The sequence below is a fragment of the Clostridium sp. LBM24168 genome, from assembly GCF_052953915.1.
Map to the genome: position 1 here is coordinate 815,419 of NZ_CP196861.1, position 18,992 is coordinate 834,410.

The following is an 18,992-nucleotide window of genomic DNA, read 5'->3' on the forward strand; positions in this document are numbered from 1 at the left end:
ATTATGTTAAGTAGCATAAATGGAAATTTGGGGTAAATTGATATATAATATTCATATATAAAGAGTTGTAAATAAAAAATTAGGAAGGTGGAATCTTTGAAAAACAGATTTGGCATTGTTTTAGCAGTATTTGTTTTGATAATTTCAATATTATCCATATCGGGATGCGCAAATAGTTCAGATCAATTGGGAAGTAGTCAAAACAAGCAGCAGGTTTCTCAAAATGATAAGATTAGAATTGCGACCTTAAAAGGTCCTACTGGAATTGGAATGGTAAAACTTATGGAAGATGACAGGTCATCTTATGATATTTCAATATATGATTCAGCAGATCAGGTGGTTTCCAAAATTGTATCTGGGGATGTAGACATAGCAGCAGTACCTTCTAACCTGGCAGCGATTTTATATAACAGAACAAAAGGAAAAGTGAAATTAGCAGGAATAAATACTCTAGGAGTATTGTACATAGTTGAGAATGGAAATACTATTAAGAATATAAGTGATTTAAAGGGAAAGACAATATATGCCAGCGGTAAAGGTGCCGTACCGGAGTTTGCATTAAATTATATTTTGAAAAAGAATGGACTAACTCCCGGAGAAGATGTTAACATAGATTATAAAATGAATCATAGTGATCTGGCAACGGTAGTTGCAGCTAAGAAAGTTAATATAGCACTACTTCCAGAACCATTTGTGACTACTGTAAAAATGAAGGACAAAGAATTGAACATACCAATAGATCTTACTAAGGAGTGGAGTAAAGTATCGGGAAAAGACAATAATCTTATTATGGGAACGGTTATATTTACAGAAAATTTTGTAGACAAAAATGGAAAACGTGCAGATGAGTTCCTTAAAAAGTATAAAGATTCCGTAGATTTTGTAAATAAAAATACTGAGGATGCAGCAAAACTTGTAGAAAAGAATGGAATAATTCCAAAGGCAAAAGTAGCTGAAATGGCAATACCAAGGTGTAACATAGTATTTATAAGTTCAGATAATGGAAAAAAAGCTTTGAAAAATTTTTATAGTATATTGATGAATTATTATCCAAAGTCAATTGGGGGAAAATTGCCGGATGAGAATTTCTATTACAGTGGAAACAAAAACAATTAAAAAATTAGGTATTTGTGTATTCTGGATTATAATATGGGAAATACTTTCCGCTTTAGTGGGAAGTGATATTTTACTTCCATCTCCATTTCAAGTATTAAAATCTTTGTTTACCCTAATTGGGGATGTATATTTCTGGAAAAGTATTTTATACAGTTTATTTAGAGTTATATTGGGAATATCAATATCAATATTTTCTGGAATTATTTTAGGAATATTTGCAGGAATTAATAAATTTGTAGAAGATTTTTTACAGCCGATAGTTATAAGTATAAAATCTACTCCTGTAATGTCAATAATAATAATTGCTCTTGTTTGGTTTACGTCTTCAAATGTAGTAATATTTACAGCAATATTGATATGTTTTCCAATAGTATATACAAATGTATTAGAAGGAATAAGATCTGCAGATAAAAATCTTATACAGATGGCAAGACTTTATAGAGTAAAAGAAAAATATATATTAAAAGATATATATTTGCCTGGAATAAAAAATTATATTGTATCAGGAATACTTATGTGCTTAGGTATAGGATGGAAAGTTTCGGTTGCTGCTGAAGTTCTAAGTACTCCTAAATATTCTATAGGAATAAATCTTCTTGACGCAAAAACAATGCTTGAAACATCTGAATTATTTGCTTGGACATCTGTAGTAATAGCATTGAGCTTTATGTTTGAAATTATATTCAAATATTTTATCAATCGGTTTTCATCATGTAAATAGATGGGGATGGTATTTTGCAAGATAATCAGTATAGTTATGAAGTCATAATAAAAAATTTATACAAATCCTATGGGAAAAGCCATGTTTTCTATGGACTTAATATGAAATTTATAAAAAATAAAGTTACAGTTGTGTTAGGAGCTTCAGGCTGTGGAAAAACTACACTTTTAAATATAATATCTGGTATTGACAAAGATTATGATGGAGATGTAGTTGTAAACAGTACAAATATCTCCTATGTATTTCAAGAGGATAGGCTTATAAAAAATTTAACTGTATATGAGAATATTGCATTTGTGCTTAAATCTTATATTAGCAGACAGAATATTGCTAGTACTGTTTCTAGATATTTGGAAATGGTTCATCTAAAACAATACGAAAATAAATTCCCTGAAGAATTGAGTGGGGGAATGAAGAGAAGAGTAGCTTTTGCAAGGGCTATTGCCTATAATGCCAGTTTAATTTTGATGGATGAACCATTTAAAGGTCTAGATTGTAAGTTAAAAGATGAAATTATGGATAAGTTTTTGAAAATTCATCAACAAGCAAACAATACTGTAATATTTGTGACTCACGATAAATTAGAGGCTGAAAAGTTGGGAGATATTATTTATTCGCTATCATAATAAAAAAATGATTATAATGACTTATTAGAAGTTAGAATTTGAATGTTTTTTATAAGGGCCTCTTTTTCATTAATATATTTTTCCGTGTTTGAAATATAATTTATGAGTTCTTTATTTTTATTTTTTATAGATTCTATTTTTGATATCAACATATTGATATCTGCAATTTTTTCGTCTATTATATCTTTATACATACTGTCAATAGTTTTTTTACGTTTAAAAAATTTATTTAAACAAATTATATTAGAAACAATAAATTTATTTATATTTCTTATGTGTTCTGATATTAATCCTGAAAAATTACTCATATTATCACCTATATATAATTTTATATAAATATGAATAAAAATGCAATATATAATATGATTTGCTATTAAGGTAGGTAAATTTTTATGAATAAAAGTGATGAATTATTTTCAAAATTTATAAGAAATTATGACATGAGGAAAAAGAATAAAATATTAAATTTAGATAATAAAATAAAAATGTTAAAAGTGAAATTGAACACACAAAATGAACAATACAATAAGATTTTAGAAATAAAGGAAAATATAGAAGAAAAGAGTATTGAAATAGACAAGATATATAAAAAGCTTCTGGAATTACTAAAATCAAGGGGAATAATATTTGAGATTACAGTCAAAAATATAAATATAAATGAATGGGAAAATTTGCATATAAAATTAGTGAATGGGCGTTATAAACTTATAAGAAAAAATGGTGAATTTGTATATGAAATTAAAAATAAATTCTATAATTCTATAGAACATATAGTTAGAAATTATAAATACAGTATAGTTGTTATAAGGAAAGACAACTACATAGTAAAACTGCAGCTTAGAATAATTTGATGGATATATAGAATATAAGGTACTTATATTCTATATAATGCTTGAAAATCCTTCACCTAGTACTTCATTTAACTCATTTACAGTAATGAAAGCCTTGTTATCTATTTTGACTATATATTCCTTAAGTTTTATAAATTGTTTTCTGCTCAATATAGTTGTTATAACCTCGTTTTCATTATTTTTATAGGCACCTTTTGCATAATATATAGTTGCACTTCTGTCCAATACACCAACGATATAATTTTTTATGTCTTCACCTCTGGAGCTTATTATGGCTACCTGTTTATAGGTGTTTAAAGTTAGAATAACTCTGTCAATTATTGTTGCATTTAAGAATACACCTAATATTGAATACATGCCTTTATCTATTCCAAATACAGCACCAGCAGCTAATGTTATTAAAATGTCCGGCATTAATATGCACTTGCCTATGCTTATTTTTGTATATTTATTTATTATTTTAGCTATTATATCAGTGCCTCCTGTGGAGGAATTTCTGTTAAAAACAATTCCCATGCCTGCACCACATATGAGTATTCCAAATATCAATTGAAGTAGGGTATCAGTGCTAAATGGTTTTAATCCAGGATATATTTTTTCCATTAGAAATATCATAAGTGATATTGAAAAACTGCAAAAGATTGTTTTCCCACCGAAGACGGGACCTATTACTATAACGCCAAGTATGAATAAAAATACTTCCATACACATCATAAACAGTCCTATTGGTATATTTGGAAAAATGCTATTTATAATTATGGCCATACCGCTTACTCCTCCGGCTGCTATGTGACATGGTACAAGGAAAAAATAAGTCCCGAAAGATACTAAGAAAGATCCGAACAGTAATAATAATATATCTTTTAAATTTTTAATCACATATAATACCTCCCTGAATTTATAATATTTTATATAATACACTAAAAAAGAACATATAAAACCCAAGTTAGATTCTTCCTAGATTTATATATGCTCCAATTTCATATAAATATGAATGTCTTTTCGTTCTAACAATTAAAATAAAATATTTCATGTCTATAATAATTTTTCAACTTTTACGTCATAGTTTCCATCAGGAGATTCTACAGTAGCTTTTTCTCCAACTTTTAATCTGAATAAAGCTTTTCCAAGTGGAGAATCTATGCTTATGTTCATGTTTTTAACATCTGCTTCTACAGAACTTACCAAGGTAACTTCTTCTGTATCATCTATATCAAAAAATCTTACCAGTGCAGTTTTATTTATATCGAAAGTATCTGAATCAGAAGAACTTTCTATTATTACAGCATTTTTAAGTTGATTCTCCAATTCCTGTATCCTTGTTTCAGTCATGGATTGATCATCTTTAGCAGCACTGTAGTCTGCATTTTCACTAAGATCGCCTTGAGCACGCGCAGATTTAAGGGCTGCTTTAATTTCTACTCTTTTAACTGTTTTGAGATATTCCAGTTCATCTTCTAGCTTTTTTTTACCTGATTTTGTTAATATTACATTATTCATAAAAATCACCTACTATTTTAAATTTATTATGCACTGGTAAGAAAAAACCATAATATTACAATATGACTATATAAGCTACCTTACTATTATAGTATTACTAATTGGATAATACAAGAATTTATTTTGTATGTTGCAAATTTGTTAGCAAACTAATATATTGTGATATAATATAAGTTAAATAAATTTTAAGAAACAGATTTTGTTGGGATTGGGGATTAGTTATGAAAAAAGAATTTTATTTAAAAAATGGAAAAGTAATGATAAATTTCACTGAGAAATTTTGTGAATCACCTGAGAAGTTGTTTAAAAGTTCTGCTTTTAAAGCTATTCTCACCAGGTATTTGGAAAAAATAAAAGATAAAGATACTTCTGTATATAAATATATTAGTAAAGGCATTAAAATTAAAGAATCGGATAAATTGGCAGATTCCATAATTAGTATATTTAAGCTACTTATGATGTTTGATTCAGAACATATTAAAAATTTGGATATCAACTGTAAGGACATATTTTGTGACAAGGATAAGCTTATTTTATTTGTAGAAGATTTTTATAGATTTTGGAGAAAAATAGAACGATATACTATTATACAAAATAATAAAACAGGTGAAGGATTTCAAAATGTAAGCTTTATAGATGCAAACAACAGATTTTCCCAATTGATTTTGGATACTTATAGAAAAATAGAAGAGAATATACTATCCCAAAGGCCGCAAATATATAGACAGCTTCCGGCGGGAGGAAATGCGGGATTAGTATTGGAGGATGTAAGATGGCCTTATCCCAAAGACTATGAAGGACTTGAAAATATACTATTTATTAAATCAATAATATTGGATCCTCCATTTATAATATATCCTAAAAAAAATACTAGGACAGGAATGTTCAAAGAATATTTTAGAAATCCATTAAAGGAGTGTACCATAAATCCAGATCATTGGTTTTGTTATCCAGCAAAAGTAGGAGATCTTATGGCGTATATATATTTTCACAGAGATTTTATGGCACATGGTGTTACCTTATGCAATTTATTCGAGATTGCAAAAGAGGAAGAATATATGGATAAGAAACCTGATATAGTTTATGTATTTGGAGCAAAAGATAATTCAGAAAGTATGAGGACCATTTTCTATGATGACGTAGAAAATGATATAATGCTTGGCTACATAAATTATAATGAAGCCATAGATTATTTTGGATATATGAAAAAAATGACATTGACCCTCCATAATCTTATAATGATAAAAAAAGGATTTTTGCCTATCCATGGAGCTATGGTTAATATAATTACAAAAGACAATAAAACTGCCAATATAATTATAATGGGAGACAGCGGCGCAGGCAAATCTGAAAGCCTTGAGGCATTTAGGCAGCTTGGAGATAAATATATAAGTGATATGAAAATTATATTTGATGATATGGGTACAGTGAGGATTAATAAAAATGGTGAAGTACTGGCCTATGGAACTGAGATAGGGGCTTTTGTTAGATTGGATGATTTGGATACTGGATATGCATTCAGAGAAATAGATAGGAGTATATTTATGAATCCCGACAAAATAAATGCAAGACTGGTTATCCCTGTATCAAGTTATACTGAAATAACAAATGGATATCCTGTAAATTTATTTTTATATGCAAATAATTATGAAGATGGAGAAGAATTGGAATTTTTCAATTGCTATGAAGAAGCTATAGATACATTTAGAAATGGAGCAAGAATGGCAAAGGGAACCACTTCTGAGAAAGGGCTCGTAAAAACGTACTTTGCAAATCCATTTGGACCTGCGCAAAAATCAGAGAACACTGATAAACTTCTTAAAAAATATTTTGAAAAATTTTTTGAAGTAGGCATAAAAGTGGGACAGCTTAGAACAAGATTAGGTGTACCGGGTAAGGAAAAGGAGGGACCTAAGAGGGCTGCATTAAAACTTCTGGATGAAATAAAAAATATAGAAAAATAAAATTTTAACTTATATGGAGGTATTTATTGATGAGTGTAGAAAGTGTAATAAAATATTTTGAAGATAGAGCTTTGGAGAATCCTGTTTTCAAATTACCGGATAGCGGGGCTACAGTTCAGCAGGCCGCAGAGGTTATACATACGGAGCCAAAGTATATAGCAAAAACACTGGCTTTTAAAATAGGAAACGAGGATGTATTGGTAGTGGTACGAGGCGATCTCAAGGTTAGCAATAAAAAGTTTAAGAATTTCTTCAAGACAAAAGCAAGAATGGTAGATCATGATAAAGTTTTGAATGAAATAGGTCATCCTATTGGTGGATTATGTCCATTTGGATTGAAAAATAAAATAAAAGTGTATATAGACATATCAATAAAAGATTTTGATTATGTATATCCAGCTGCAGGTTCCCAAAATTATGCTCTAAAGATTTCTCCTGAAAAAATGTTCAATCTGGTTGAAGGAGAATGGGTAGATATATGTAAATATTCCGAGTAAGGCATAAATGGTAATATACCCACAAAAAATTTTGTGGGTATATTATATTAGTGATTTTTAGACTTTTTATTTTTGGCAACTTCTACAGATACACGTCTTCCTTGAAATTTTTTCCCGTTAGTTTTCTTTAAAATAATGGAAGATATGCTTTCAGGAACATTTATAAAAGTGAATTTGTTTAATATGTCTATATCCCCTATTTCGTGGGCTTCTACAGAAGAAGTTTCATTTAAAAATTTAATTAGTTTTCTTGGAGTTATATTATCCATTCTTCCTATTGACAGAAATAATCTTACGTTTTCATCTACATTTGCATTTATGGAATTCTCTTTATAATTAAAACTTACTTCGCTGTCAAAAACCATTTTCATAAGAGCTGCAGCAACATCAACGAGGTTATATTCTTCATCTAATTCAGTAGCCGCAGGAATGAATTTTTTAAAATTGTTTTCTGCCAGTACAGATCGAATTTTTTCTGAAATGTGTTTGTATTTAGCCTCAAATATATCATCTATGGTAGGAACTTCTTTCCTTCTTATCTTGCTTTTTGTAAATTTTTCTATTTGTTTTAAGAGTATGTATTCTCTTGGGGTTACAAGGGAATAAGCTATTCCATCTTTATTTGCTCTTCCAGTTCTACCTATTCTGTGTACATAATATTCAGTATCCTGTGGAAGATCATAGTTTATTACATGAGATACATTTTCTACGTCTATTCCTCTGGCAGCCACATCTGTTGCAATTAAAAATTCCAAACTTCCGTCTTTGAATTTTTTAAGTGTGTTTAGTCTTTGATTTTGATTCATATCACCGTGCATGCCTTCTACATTGTAACCCCTTGCCTGCATGGATTCTACAAGTTCATCCACACCTTTTTTTGTTTTACAAAATATTATGGCACTTGAGGGTTCATCTACATCTAATATTCTGCATAAAGATTCAAATCTGTCCTTATGCTTAATTTCATAGTAATACTGCTTTATTTTTTCTACAGTTAAAGTACTCTTTTCTATCTTTATGTACTTTGTATCTTTGCTCATGTAATTGGAAGCCAATTTTTTTATTTGATTTGGCATAGTGGCAGAAAATAATAATGTCTGCCTATCAGAATTTGTGCTTTTTATTATACTCTCTATATCATCTATAAATCCCATATCAAGCATTTCATCTGCTTCGTCTATTATTAAAAATTGTATTTTACTCAAGTTTATTGTGTGCCTGTTTATATGATCTATTATTCTTCCAGGAGTGCCAACTACAACATCTATACCGTGTTTTAAAGATCTTATCTGTCTTTCAATTGGCTGTCCGCCGTATATAGGCATAAGACGAATTTCCCTAAACTTGGCAATCTTACTCAACTCATCATTAACTTGAATTGCAAGTTCTCGTGTAGGGGTAAGTATAAGAGTTGATATGTGCTTACTTGAATTATCTATTTTACTCAGCATAGGGGCACCGAAAGCCAATGTTTTACCTGTACCTGTTTGTGCCTGACCTATTACATCATGACCTTCTAATATTACGGGAATTGATTCAGCTTGAATTTGAGATGGTTCTTCAAAACCCATAGCATCTATAGATTGAAGTACCTTGGGATGTAAGTTTAAATCATTAAAACTAATATTACTCATTAAAATTCCTCTTTCTTTTTTATATTACAAAACAAATCCTATCATAACATAGTATTCCAATAATATCAAACTTTAATCAATGAATTTGATGAACAGTTTAAAATGTATGATATAATGTGATATAAAGGTTTTTATAAAATATATTTTAGCTGAAGCTTAGAGGAGACTTATATGTTCGATGCGGTTGAGAAAGTTTTATTAAATGGGATAAAACTTATTACTATAAAAAAGGATACACAAATTTCATCTCTGCATATTGGAATAAAAATAGGATCTATATATGAAAATTTAAATGAGAAGGGGATATCGCATTTTATAGAGCATATGCTTTTTAAAGGTACAAAGAAAAGATCCAATGAAGAATTGAATGCAGATTTAGAAAATCTTGGTGGGGAATATAATGCGTACACGGATTATGGATGTACGGTGTACAGTATTACAAATTTAGAGGAAGAATTAGAGAAGTCTGTAGAAATTATATCTGATATGATACTTAATCCTGCATTTAAGGATAAGGAAATTGAAATGGAGAAAAAAGTTGTACTATCAGAAATAAAGTCAGGAAATGATGATATAGAACAACTTAGTTTTAGAAAAATGAATGAGGCGGCATTTAAAAATAGTCCTCTTAAATATGATATATGTGGAAATGAATATACAGTTAAAAAATTTACAAGACAGAAGTTGGTGGAATTTTATCATAAATTCTATATTCCTAATAATTGCTTTATATCTATAGTATCTCATTATGAGCATGATTATGTTTTGAAACTTGTTCTTAAGTATTTCAGAGACTGGCAATACAGAGAACTTGAAAGTAGAAAGATTATAGTTGAAAAAAATCTACCTTACAGGAAGATTGGATATAAAAGAGATATAGAACAAAGTACTATTACATTTCTGTTTACGCTCTACGGGCTCAGTAAGAAGCAAGAGCTGGCACTTAGAATACTAAGTCACAAGTTCGGAGAAAGTACTAATTCCATATTATTTAGAAAACTACGGGAAGAAAAAGGACTTTCATATGATGTATATACGGATTTAAATTTAGCGCAGAATGTAAAAACTTTCTACATATACACATCGGTAAGTGAAGAGAACATTGAAATTACAGTTGATACCATTTTGAAATGCATTCAAGATATAAAAGATGAACACATAGTATTTGACAGCAGTAGTATTTCTATTATGAAAAAGGCTTTAAAAACTGCAGTGGTATTTACTCTGGAGGATAGTACGGATATTGGAGATTATGTACTCAGTCAGTCAATGAAAGGAAATAGTATATTTAAATTCAATGAAGATATAAAGGAGATTGAGAATATCAAAAAAGATGATATATATGAAGTCGCACGAAAAATATTCAACAATCCAACTATCTATATTTTGAAAAATTTATATTAAGGAGTAATTTAAACTAATTATGTGTAGAAATGTAGTAACTGGAATAAAGCTGAAAAGCAAGGATAGAGTATATGTATATGTAGATAACGAATTTTCATTTTCCTGTAGTACGGAAACTATATATAATTATAATATAACAAAGGGAAAATGTATAAATATGGATTATTTAAAAAGCGTAATTGAAGAAGATAATTATATAAAATGTAAAAATCAGGCTCTTAGGATTATAGAAAGAAATTATAGGACAGAAAAACAAGTATGTGATAAACTTGTAAAAAAAGATTATGATGTAGATACAATAAAAAGGACTTTGAAATTTTTAAGAAAGTATAAATTTATTGACGACTATAAATTTGCGAAGATGTATATAGATCAAAAAATAGAACGTTTTGGTAAGAATAAGATAAAGTATGATCTTATAAAAAAGGGGATAGGAGAAAATATAATAGAAGAAGAGCTGAAAACTATAGATAAGTCGCAGTATGAAAAGGATGCTTTTGAATTGGCCTTGAAGAAGTATAATATTATGGTAAAGGAACATACAGATATGTCATATATATATAGAAAGCTTGGAAACTATATGATTAATAATGGATATGATATGCAGCTTACTAAAAATATTTTGGGAAAGGTAATCAAGAAAGAGGATTTCAGACTAAAAGAAAATATTTACAGAAAAGACATGGATGCCCTATATTCAACTGCAAAAAAAAGGTATAATATAATAGCAAGGTCTGAAAATGATACTGACAAAATAAGTAGAAAACTTGGGCAATATCTTCTGCGAAGGAATTATTTATGGGAGGATATAAAGCCGGTTTTAAGAAAAATTTTAAATAAAAACCTAGAAGATTAGTTACCTTTTTGCGATTAATTGGTTTTTGATAGGGATTTCTTTTAGTGGGATAAATATTTAAAAGGTGGTTGTTATTATGAAGATAAATCCCATAACAATTATTATATTGGCAGTATTTTTGTATCCGATTTTGAAAGGATTTTTGTTTAAATTTTCTTCCAGGGATCTAAAATTGGATATAGATGAGGTAAGTAGAAATATATCTTTTATTATATCTATAATAGTAGGAGTATATTTTGGAAAGAAGATATTTATACAACATGATACTGGAATATATGAAAGAATATATAACCATATACCGGTGCAAATGCTAAGCTATTTAGAAAATAATAATCTGATAATATATGCTGTTATAATACCTATAATTGTATTTATTATATACAGAATTATTAAATTACTTTTTGATTTAATAAATTATCTGACTTTTTATCCAGCACTAGACAGTATAGAAAAGTTCCTTAGAACAAAAAGTAATCTGTTTAAAAGACTAACAGGAATGATATTTCAGCTGCCCAAAGCCATATGCTATGTGCTTTTAGTTACATTTGTACTGAATATAATGTCAATATTTAATGTTAATAATAAATTAAGTGGATATCTTCAGGCATCTAGAATTTATAGATCTATATGCCAGAGTGTTATAATACCAGTTACAAATTCAACTATTGCAAAGCAGCTGCCAAATATACTGAATAATTCTTTTAGAATAGTAATAAGAGAAGCTGATGGCAGGCAGGTTCAATTTAATTCATCTACACCGTTGAAAGAAATTGATAATAGAAATACTATAGTGTACTATAATGGAGTAACTTTAGATCAGGGCATTAGATCTAATGCCCAAATTGATAAACTTGCAAAGGAACTTGGATCAGAAGGAAATGATACTACAGAAAAAGCTGAAATGTTGTATAACTGGATAGGAACTAGTATATCCTATGATCATGATAAGGCAAATAAGGTTTTGAACAATGATTTCAATGTTAAATCAGGAGCTATACCTACTTTCGAAACAAAGAAGGGAATTTGTTTTGATTATTCATGTCTTTATGTTGCTATGGCTAGAGCAAACAATATTAAAGTGAGACTTATAACTGGAGAAGGGTTTAATGGAATAAGTTGGGTGAGCCATGCGTGGAATCAAGTATACATTCCTGAAAAAAACAGATGGATAAATGTAGATACAACTTTCTATAGAGGAGGAAATTACTTTGATAGTTCTAGATTTAATATTGATCACAAGAATGCGCAGATAGTGGGAGAATGGTAATTGATATTTTCCTATTTCGATTTAGAATAATTGTTTAACAAGATGTTTATTGCCTTTTCACAGTCAGTATCTGAATTATCCAGACACCATGCATTGTTAAAAGACAGCAGTGCCTTTTTATGATTTTTTAACATGGTATAGCAATATCCCAAATTAAAAAAATACTTACTTTCTTTTTTTAATTTTATTGCTGATTTTAATTTAGGTATTGCTTGTAAATATTCATTGAGTTTTATGAGGCATACTGCTGAATTGTAAAGTGAAGATACCTCATTATCTTTTACAGCTATTGCCTTTTCATACATTGCAATAGCCTTTCTGTACTCTTTAATATTATAGAATTCGTTAGCCTTTTGAAAGTATTTCAATTGTAACCCTCCTCTAAGAAGCTTTAAATTCAATGAATTTTATGCCAACTCATAATTATTTTATATAGTAATTTATATCCAACTTTTATAAAAATATTCCTCATGAAAATATAAAGATCAGTATTTTGCATATCTTGTAATAAGGTATGCTTGAAAAATGTGATATAATTTAACTATTGAAACCAGAATCTATCGTAAGAGGTGAAAAATTGTTGATTGAAAGTGCATTGAAGATTCTGCATAAATATTATGGATATGAAAAGTTTAGGAGTTCACAACAGGATATAATAATGAGTATTTTAGGTGGAAGGGATACTTTGGCTATAATGCCTACAGGGGGAGGAAAATCTATATGTTATCAGATACCGGCATTGCTTTTTGATGGGATTACTATAGTGATTTCTCCACTGATTTCACTTATGAAAGATCAGGTGGATAATATAAAGGATCTGGGTATAAAGGCTGATTATATAAACAGTTCATTAAGTCAGGATGAGATGCTGTCTATAATATCAAAATTAAAGGAAAATTCCATAAAAATTTTATATGTGGCTCCAGAGAGACTTGAGTCAATTAGTTTTTGTCATCTTATGAAAAATATACTTATATCTCAGGTTGCTATAGATGAAGCACATTGTGTATCACAATGGGGTCATGATTTTAGAAGCAGCTATAGATGTATATGGCGTTTTATAGATAGCCTTGACAGTAGGCCTGTAGTAACTGCGTTTACAGCTACCGCAACTAAAGAAGTCAGGGAAGATATTGTAAAACAGATAAAATTGAAAAAGCCTGCTGTGTTTATATCAGGTTTTGACAGGAAAAATTTAAAAATAAGCTGTTTAAAAATAGGTTACAAATTTTCTTATATACTGAATTATATAATCGAAAATAAAGATCAGTCCGGTATCATATATGCTTCTACCAGAAAGACAGTAGATAGCATTTATGATAAGCTTTTAAAAAATAATATAAATATTGTCAGATATCATGCTGGATTATCCGATAGTGATAGAAAGAAAAACCAGGAAAATTTTGTATATGATAGGGCAAATGTAATAGTTGCTACAAATGCTTTTGGAATGGGTATAGATAAATCAAATGTAAGATATGTAATTCACTATAATATGCCCCGAAACATAGAAAGCTATTATCAGGAAATAGGAAGAGCTGGAAGGGATGGAGAAAGTAGTGAATGTATACTTATGTTTACATCACAGGATGTAGTAACGCAAAAATATTTAATTGAGAACAGCATACAATCGGAGAATAGAAAATTAAATGAATATAGGAAGCTGCAGCAGATGGTAGACTTTGTTCATTATAGTGGATGCCTTAGGAAGTATATACTGAATTATTTTGGCGAAAAAGTTGACTATGAAGAATGTGGTAACTGCAGTAATTGCATAAGTGATGGTGAACGTGTGGATAGAACCATAGATGCTCAAAAGGTATTATCCTGTATATATAGGATGAAGAAGAGCTTTGGAGTAAATATGATAGTTGATGTACTTAGAGGTTCATCACAGAGAAAAATTATTCAAAATGAATTTAATAGATTATCTACATATGGAATAATGAAGGAATATTCAAGAGAGTACCTTTCAGATTTTATAAATACACTAATAGCTCATGGTTATGCGTCTTTGAAAGAGGGGGAATATCCAACTGTAGTTTTAAATAACGAATCTATAAGGATTCTAAAGGGAATTGATAAGGTAATATTAAAAGAAAAGATAGTAGTTAGAAAGATAAGCATAAATAGTGACTTATTTGAAATACTTAGAAAAATCAGGAGAAATATAGCAGGGAAAGAGAATATACCTCCATATTTGATATTTTCAGATAGTACTTTAAAAGAAATGAGTAGTAGATATCCTTGTACGGAGGAACAGATGCTTGATATATCAGGTATAGGAGAACTAAAATTAAAAAAATATGCAGAACCTTTCCTGAAAGAAATAAAGAAATATGTTTTGGCAAACAATATAAATATAAATATAAAGTGGAGATTTAATAAAGATGACAGTGTCAGTATTTATGACAGAGATAGAAAGCCTACTAAAAAACTAAAAGCTTATGAAGTGACGATAGATATGATAAAAAACAACAAAAATATACAGGAAGTTGCTGAAGAGAGAGGAGTTACGATTTCTACTATATTGACTCACATTACAAAATATATCGAAAAGTATAATGGAACGAATTTAAATATAGAATTTGGAAATTTATTTACAAAAGAGGAAGAAACGGTTATTATGTCTGCAATAGATAAGGTTGGATGTGAAAGATTATATCCAATTAAGGAAATAATTCCGTCAGATATAAATTACGATAAAATAAGAGCTGTAATACTTAAAAATTATGCATTTAATAAAATTAGTTAATTGGAGAGGAGCAGTGAGTTATATGAGTGAAATAGCAAGAAGGTTAGATCAGTGTAGGAAACCATCTGGCAGGGAAGGAAAAACTGTTGCCAGTGAAATGAATCGGGACCATTTTGAGTTAACAAGTTGGGGACTTGATAAAGTTGATATAAAAGAAAATTTTATGATATTGGATATTGGATGTGGCGGTGGAAAAACTATAAATAGATTGGCAGGCTTGATAAAATCCGGAAAAGTAATAGGAGTGGATTATTCAAAAGACTGTGTTGAGTGGTCTAAGGAATTTAATAGCCAGTTTATTAAGGAAGGAAGAGTTAATGTATATAATTCCAGTGTGGAAAGATTGCCTTTTAAAGATGGCCAGTTTGATTTGATAACGGCAGTTGAAACCATATATTTCTGGCCGGATTTGATAAATAACCTAAAAGAAATAAAAAGGGTACTAAAGCCATCCGGAAAATTTGTTATAATAAATGAAATGTACATGGATAATAACTCCGAAGAGCAATATGAAGAATATGTAGATAAAATGAATATATATACACCTGAAGAACTTTATAAAATTATGGCAAAAATCGGATATAAAGATATTAAGATGGAAATAAAAGAAGATAAACACTGGATATGTTATATTGGAGAGAATTAATAAATTAAGTTCAATGATAGGGTTGATTCCCAGCAGGGAAACAGAACATTAATCCGTAGGGAAAAAATAGAACTTAGAAGTAGAAGATATGGTTTGATTGTATAATATGGAGGTATATTTATGAAATCATTATTTGAAACTACTTATATAAATGATATAAAATTAAAAAATAGATTTATTCGTTCTGCTACATGTGAAAATATGGCTGATTCGGCTGGACATCTTACGGATAAATTGTTCAATCTGTATAAGACTCTTGCATCAGGAGGAGTAGCCATGCTAATTACAGGGAATAGTAATATATTTAAATTTAGGAATGACGTTCATGGGGATAAAATGCTTGGAATATATGATGATTCCTTTATTGATGAATTTAGGGAATTGACGAATATGGTTCACTATAATAGGTGCAGAATATCTATGGAGATAGTTCGAAAGTCGTGTTCATCTGAAATTTATGATGATATTTCAAGTTATGATATGAACTGTATAATAAAAGAATTTGGAAATGCATCCTATAGAATAAAACAATCTGGTTTCGATGCATTGGAAATCAATATATCGAGGGATTATTTCCTGGGAAAAGCACTTAGTCCGAAATATAGTACAAGAACTGATACATATGGTGAAAGCATGAAGAACGGAAAAAAATTTTTATTTGAAATATACAGTGAAATTAGAAATAGAGTTGGAGAAAATTTTAATATATTTGTTAAGGTCAATTCTTTAGATGGTGAGTACATTCCTATATGCTGTGAGTTGGACAGATATGGTGTAAATGCCATAGAAATAAGTTCAAATAAAGACGAATCTAATTTAAGAAGATATGTATCCAACATAGCGGAGCGTGTAAAATGTCCTGTAGTATTGGGGGCATTCAATAGAAGTATAGAAAATATGAATGAAATATTGAATACTACAGAAATAGAGTATTTTTCTATGTCCAGACCATTTATATGTGAACCGGATCTTGTAAATAAATGGTTAAATGGGACTAAAGCGATATCAAGTTGTACATCCTGTGGAAATTGTATTGGTAAAGAGGGTATAAGATGTACGAATAAAATATAATGGAGGTATGTTTTCTAATACCTCCATTTTTCTTATTAACAGTTAAGACCTATTTCGTTTCCGCTCCATATTGCATCCATTATATTGGCAGTTTTACTCGCATCACCAATTAAATATAACTCAACTATTTTTTTACGAAGTTTGTTATATAAATCATTTTCAGGTTTGAATCCAGCTGCTATTATTACAGTATCAGCACATATATCCTGTTTGTTGAACTTATTGTCAATGATTATTGCACCATTGTCAGTAACTTCAAGTAGAGATGTATTTGTAATAATTTTTACATTCTGCATTTTAAGTAAATCTACAAGCATAATTTTGTTCATGTGTGGAATTGGTTTCCCTGAACTCAATATACTATCTTTTTGTTCGATAATTGTAACTTCCTTGCCTTTATTTGCTAAATAAAGTGACGTTTCACATCCAACAAGTCCTCCGCCTATCATTAATATATTTTTACCAATATCATTTTTACCATTTAGAACCTCTATTGCTGTTAAAACTTTGCCTTTTTTTATACCGGGTACTTTCATTTCAATTTCTCTAGATCCTGTGGCTATAATAACAACATCTGGTTTTTCTTTATCTACAATATCTTCTGTTACCTTTGTATTTAATACTATTTTGATATCAAGTTCATTCATTTCATTTCTGTACCATTTTAGTAGTTTCCTGTCATCAATCTTGAAATCAGGTACTGAACCAGGAACAACCACTCCACCTAATTTGTCCTTGAGTTCATAAAGAATAACTTCATGTCCTCTCATCGATGCAACTCTGGAAGCCTCCATTCCGGCAACGCCACCTCCTATAACCATTACTTTCTTTTTCTTGTTGACAGGTTTTATTTCATAGTATCGTTCTCTTCCGGTAGATGGATTTACTGCACAGCTTAAAGGTTTGCATTCAAAACCTCTTCCCATACATCCTGTATGGCAGCCGATACAAGGACGAATTTTTTCTAGATGATTTGAAAGAACTTTTTTAGGCCAGTATGCATCTGCAAGAAGGGGTCTCCCAAGTCCTATCATATCGGCAGAACCATTATCTAAAGCTTCCTGGGCTTTCTCAGGTACACCAAGTTTTCCTGCGACTATAATTGGAACGTTTACTACTTTCTTTAGTTCCTTTGTATATGGAAGATATAGTCCATCCTTTTGATAGAGTGGAGGATGTGCCCAATACCATGCATCATATGTCCCAAGATCAGAATTGAAGGCGTCAAATCCTGCTTCTTCGAGTATTTTTGCAGCTTCAAGTCCCTCTTTAAGATCACGACCTTTTTCAATATAGTTTTCTTCAGGAAGACCTCCCTGTCTCCAATCCTTTATGCAACTTTTAACACTATATCTTAGTATAACGGGAAAGTCGTCTCCAACTTTGGATTTTATACTTTGAACTATTTCTATAGGAAGTTGAAGTCTTCCTCTCAAGTCTCCACCGTATTTATCTGTTCTTCTATTGAATATTGCAAGGGTAAATTGATCAAGTAAATATCCTTCATGAACAGCATGTATTTCTACACCGTCAAAGCCAGCAGATCTAGCAACATGGGCAGCCTCTGCAAATTGTGTAACTATCCATTCGACTTCTTGAGTAGTAAGTGCTCTGCAAGTAACAGTTGGATCCCAATAGTTTGGTATATCCGAGGCGGAAACAGGTTGTGATGTTAACAGTGTTCCAGGTGAACCACTTCTTCCAAATCCCATAGACAACTGTAAAAATATTTTTGTGCCGTAGGCATGAACTCTCTCTGTCATTTCTGCGGATGTCATTATGAATTTTCCTGGATTTATTGAGATAATTGGGAGTACACCGGTTACAACTTTATCTAGTTCATTTTCTACTTTGGTTACGCTTGTTATAATAAGTCCTGTTCCGCCTTTTGCCCTTTCAACGTAATAATCAGTAGCTCTCTGGTTAAAGCAAGATTCATTATCTACGAGTCCAAAAGCTCCCATAGGTGCCATCGATATTTTGTTTTTTATTTCGACTGTGCCTATTTTTATAGGGTCAAATAAAGAACTGGTTTTCATAGTAACTTACCTCCCTATATGGAAATTTATAAAACTTTTGTAAAC

At 30.0% G+C, this 18,992-nt stretch carries 18 protein-coding genes; 12 read left to right on the plus strand and 6 right to left on the minus strand.

Annotated features, from left to right (window positions below; all coding sequences use genetic code 11):
• Positions 1-96: 96 nt before the first annotated feature.
• The 3 genes from ACSVC9_RS03960 to ACSVC9_RS03970 are packed head-to-tail and all read left to right on the plus strand — an operon-like array spanning position 97 to position 2,463.
• Entirely contained in the window at positions 97-1,116 is a 1,020-nt protein-coding gene (locus ACSVC9_RS03960) for an ABC transporter substrate-binding protein (RefSeq protein ID WP_446899060.1), read from the plus strand.
• The gene (locus tag ACSVC9_RS03965) at positions 1,079-1,837 is read left to right on the plus strand and encodes an ABC transporter permease (RefSeq protein WP_446899061.1); all 759 of its coding nucleotides are present in this window, start codon (positions 1,079-1,081) and stop codon (positions 1,835-1,837) included. Before ACSVC9_RS03960 ends, ACSVC9_RS03965 begins: the two co-directional genes overlap by 38 nt.
• 14 nt (positions 1,838-1,851) lie before the next feature.
• A complete protein-coding gene (locus ACSVC9_RS03970; protein WP_446899062.1) occupies positions 1,852-2,463 on the plus strand; it encodes an ABC transporter ATP-binding protein in 612 nt (203 codons plus the stop codon).
• An 11-nt stretch (positions 2,464-2,474) separates the two neighbouring features.
• Here the strand turns inward: ACSVC9_RS03970 and ACSVC9_RS03975 are convergent, their stop codons facing one another.
• Positions 2,475-2,771 carry a hypothetical protein gene (locus tag ACSVC9_RS03975; protein WP_446899063.1) on the minus strand — a complete coding sequence of 99 codons (297 nt, stop codon included), beginning with the start codon at positions 2,769-2,771 and terminating at the stop codon, positions 2,475-2,477.
• An 84-nt stretch (positions 2,772-2,855) separates the two neighbouring features.
• Between ACSVC9_RS03975 and ACSVC9_RS03980 the strand changes: the two genes are divergently transcribed.
• A complete protein-coding gene (locus tag ACSVC9_RS03980; RefSeq protein ID WP_446899064.1) occupies positions 2,856-3,314 on the plus strand; it encodes a hypothetical protein in 459 nt (152 codons plus the stop codon).
• A gap of 30 nt (positions 3,315-3,344) precedes the next feature.
• Here the strand turns inward: ACSVC9_RS03980 and ACSVC9_RS03985 are convergent, their stop codons facing one another.
• Both ACSVC9_RS03985 and greA read right to left on the minus strand, forming a co-directional pair.
• Positions 3,345-4,193 (minus strand): YitT family protein, encoded by an 849-nt coding sequence (locus tag ACSVC9_RS03985; protein ID WP_446899065.1) that lies wholly within the window; start codon positions 4,191-4,193, stop codon positions 3,345-3,347.
• A 156-nt stretch (positions 4,194-4,349) separates the two neighbouring features.
• Entirely contained in the window at positions 4,350-4,814 is a 465-nt protein-coding gene (gene greA, locus ACSVC9_RS03990; RefSeq protein ID WP_446899066.1) for a transcription elongation factor GreA, read from the minus strand.
• A gap of 221 nt (positions 4,815-5,035) precedes the next feature.
• Between greA and ACSVC9_RS03995 the strand changes: the two genes are divergently transcribed.
• Entirely contained in the window at positions 5,036-6,778 is a 1,743-nt protein-coding gene (locus ACSVC9_RS03995; protein ID WP_446899067.1) for a phosphoenolpyruvate carboxykinase, read from the plus strand.
• Between the two features lie 29 nt (positions 6,779-6,807).
• Positions 6,808-7,275 (plus strand): YbaK/EbsC family protein, encoded by a 468-nt coding sequence (locus ACSVC9_RS04000; protein WP_446899068.1) that lies wholly within the window; start codon positions 6,808-6,810, stop codon positions 7,273-7,275.
• Between the two features lie 47 nt (positions 7,276-7,322).
• Here ACSVC9_RS04000 and ACSVC9_RS04005 read toward each other — a convergent pair whose 3' ends face one another.
• Positions 7,323-8,909: a DEAD/DEAH box helicase gene (locus tag ACSVC9_RS04005; protein ID WP_446899069.1), complete on the minus strand. Its 1,587-nt coding sequence runs from the start codon at positions 8,907-8,909 to the stop codon at positions 7,323-7,325.
• A 171-nt stretch (positions 8,910-9,080) separates the two neighbouring features.
• Here ACSVC9_RS04005 and ACSVC9_RS04010 point away from each other — a divergent pair, with 171 nt between their 5' ends.
• From ACSVC9_RS04010 to ACSVC9_RS04020, 3 genes are all read left to right on the plus strand, one after another.
• Positions 9,081-10,313, plus strand: a complete 1,233-nt coding sequence (locus tag ACSVC9_RS04010; RefSeq protein WP_446899070.1) for a M16 family metallopeptidase — start codon at positions 9,081-9,083, stop codon at positions 10,311-10,313.
• Positions 10,314-10,332: 19 nt separating this feature from the next.
• Entirely contained in the window at positions 10,333-11,169 is an 837-nt protein-coding gene (recX, locus tag ACSVC9_RS04015) for a recombination regulator RecX (RefSeq protein WP_446899071.1), read from the plus strand.
• A gap of 76 nt (positions 11,170-11,245) precedes the next feature.
• Positions 11,246-12,436, plus strand: a complete 1,191-nt coding sequence (locus ACSVC9_RS04020; protein ID WP_446899072.1) for a transglutaminase-like domain-containing protein — start codon at positions 11,246-11,248, stop codon at positions 12,434-12,436.
• Positions 12,437-12,447: 11 nt separating this feature from the next.
• Here ACSVC9_RS04020 and ACSVC9_RS04025 read toward each other — a convergent pair whose 3' ends face one another.
• Positions 12,448-12,804 (minus strand): tetratricopeptide repeat protein, encoded by a 357-nt coding sequence (locus tag ACSVC9_RS04025; RefSeq protein ID WP_446899073.1) that lies wholly within the window; start codon positions 12,802-12,804, stop codon positions 12,448-12,450.
• Between the two features lie 212 nt (positions 12,805-13,016).
• Between ACSVC9_RS04025 and recQ the strand changes: the two genes are divergently transcribed.
• The 3 genes from recQ to ACSVC9_RS04040 all read left to right on the plus strand — a co-directional run bounded on the left by recQ (position 13,017) and on the right by ACSVC9_RS04040 (position 16,908).
• Positions 13,017-15,191 carry a DNA helicase RecQ gene (gene recQ, locus ACSVC9_RS04030; protein ID WP_446899795.1) on the plus strand — a complete coding sequence of 725 codons (2,175 nt, stop codon included), beginning with the start codon at positions 13,017-13,019 and terminating at the stop codon, positions 15,189-15,191.
• 22 nt (positions 15,192-15,213) lie between these two features.
• Complete coding sequence (locus ACSVC9_RS04035; RefSeq protein WP_446899074.1) at positions 15,214-15,837, plus strand: class I SAM-dependent methyltransferase; 624 nt, start codon at positions 15,214-15,216, stop codon at positions 15,835-15,837.
• A gap of 120 nt (positions 15,838-15,957) precedes the next feature.
• Positions 15,958-16,908, plus strand: a complete 951-nt coding sequence (locus ACSVC9_RS04040; protein WP_446899075.1) for an oxidoreductase — start codon at positions 15,958-15,960, stop codon at positions 16,906-16,908.
• Between the two features lie 35 nt (positions 16,909-16,943).
• On the opposite strand, the gene ACSVC9_RS04045 is transcribed toward ACSVC9_RS04040, so the two are convergent.
• Positions 16,944-18,947: an oxidoreductase gene (locus ACSVC9_RS04045; RefSeq protein WP_446899076.1), complete on the minus strand. Its 2,004-nt coding sequence runs from the start codon at positions 18,945-18,947 to the stop codon at positions 16,944-16,946.
• Between the last annotated feature and the right edge of the window lie 45 nt (positions 18,948-18,992).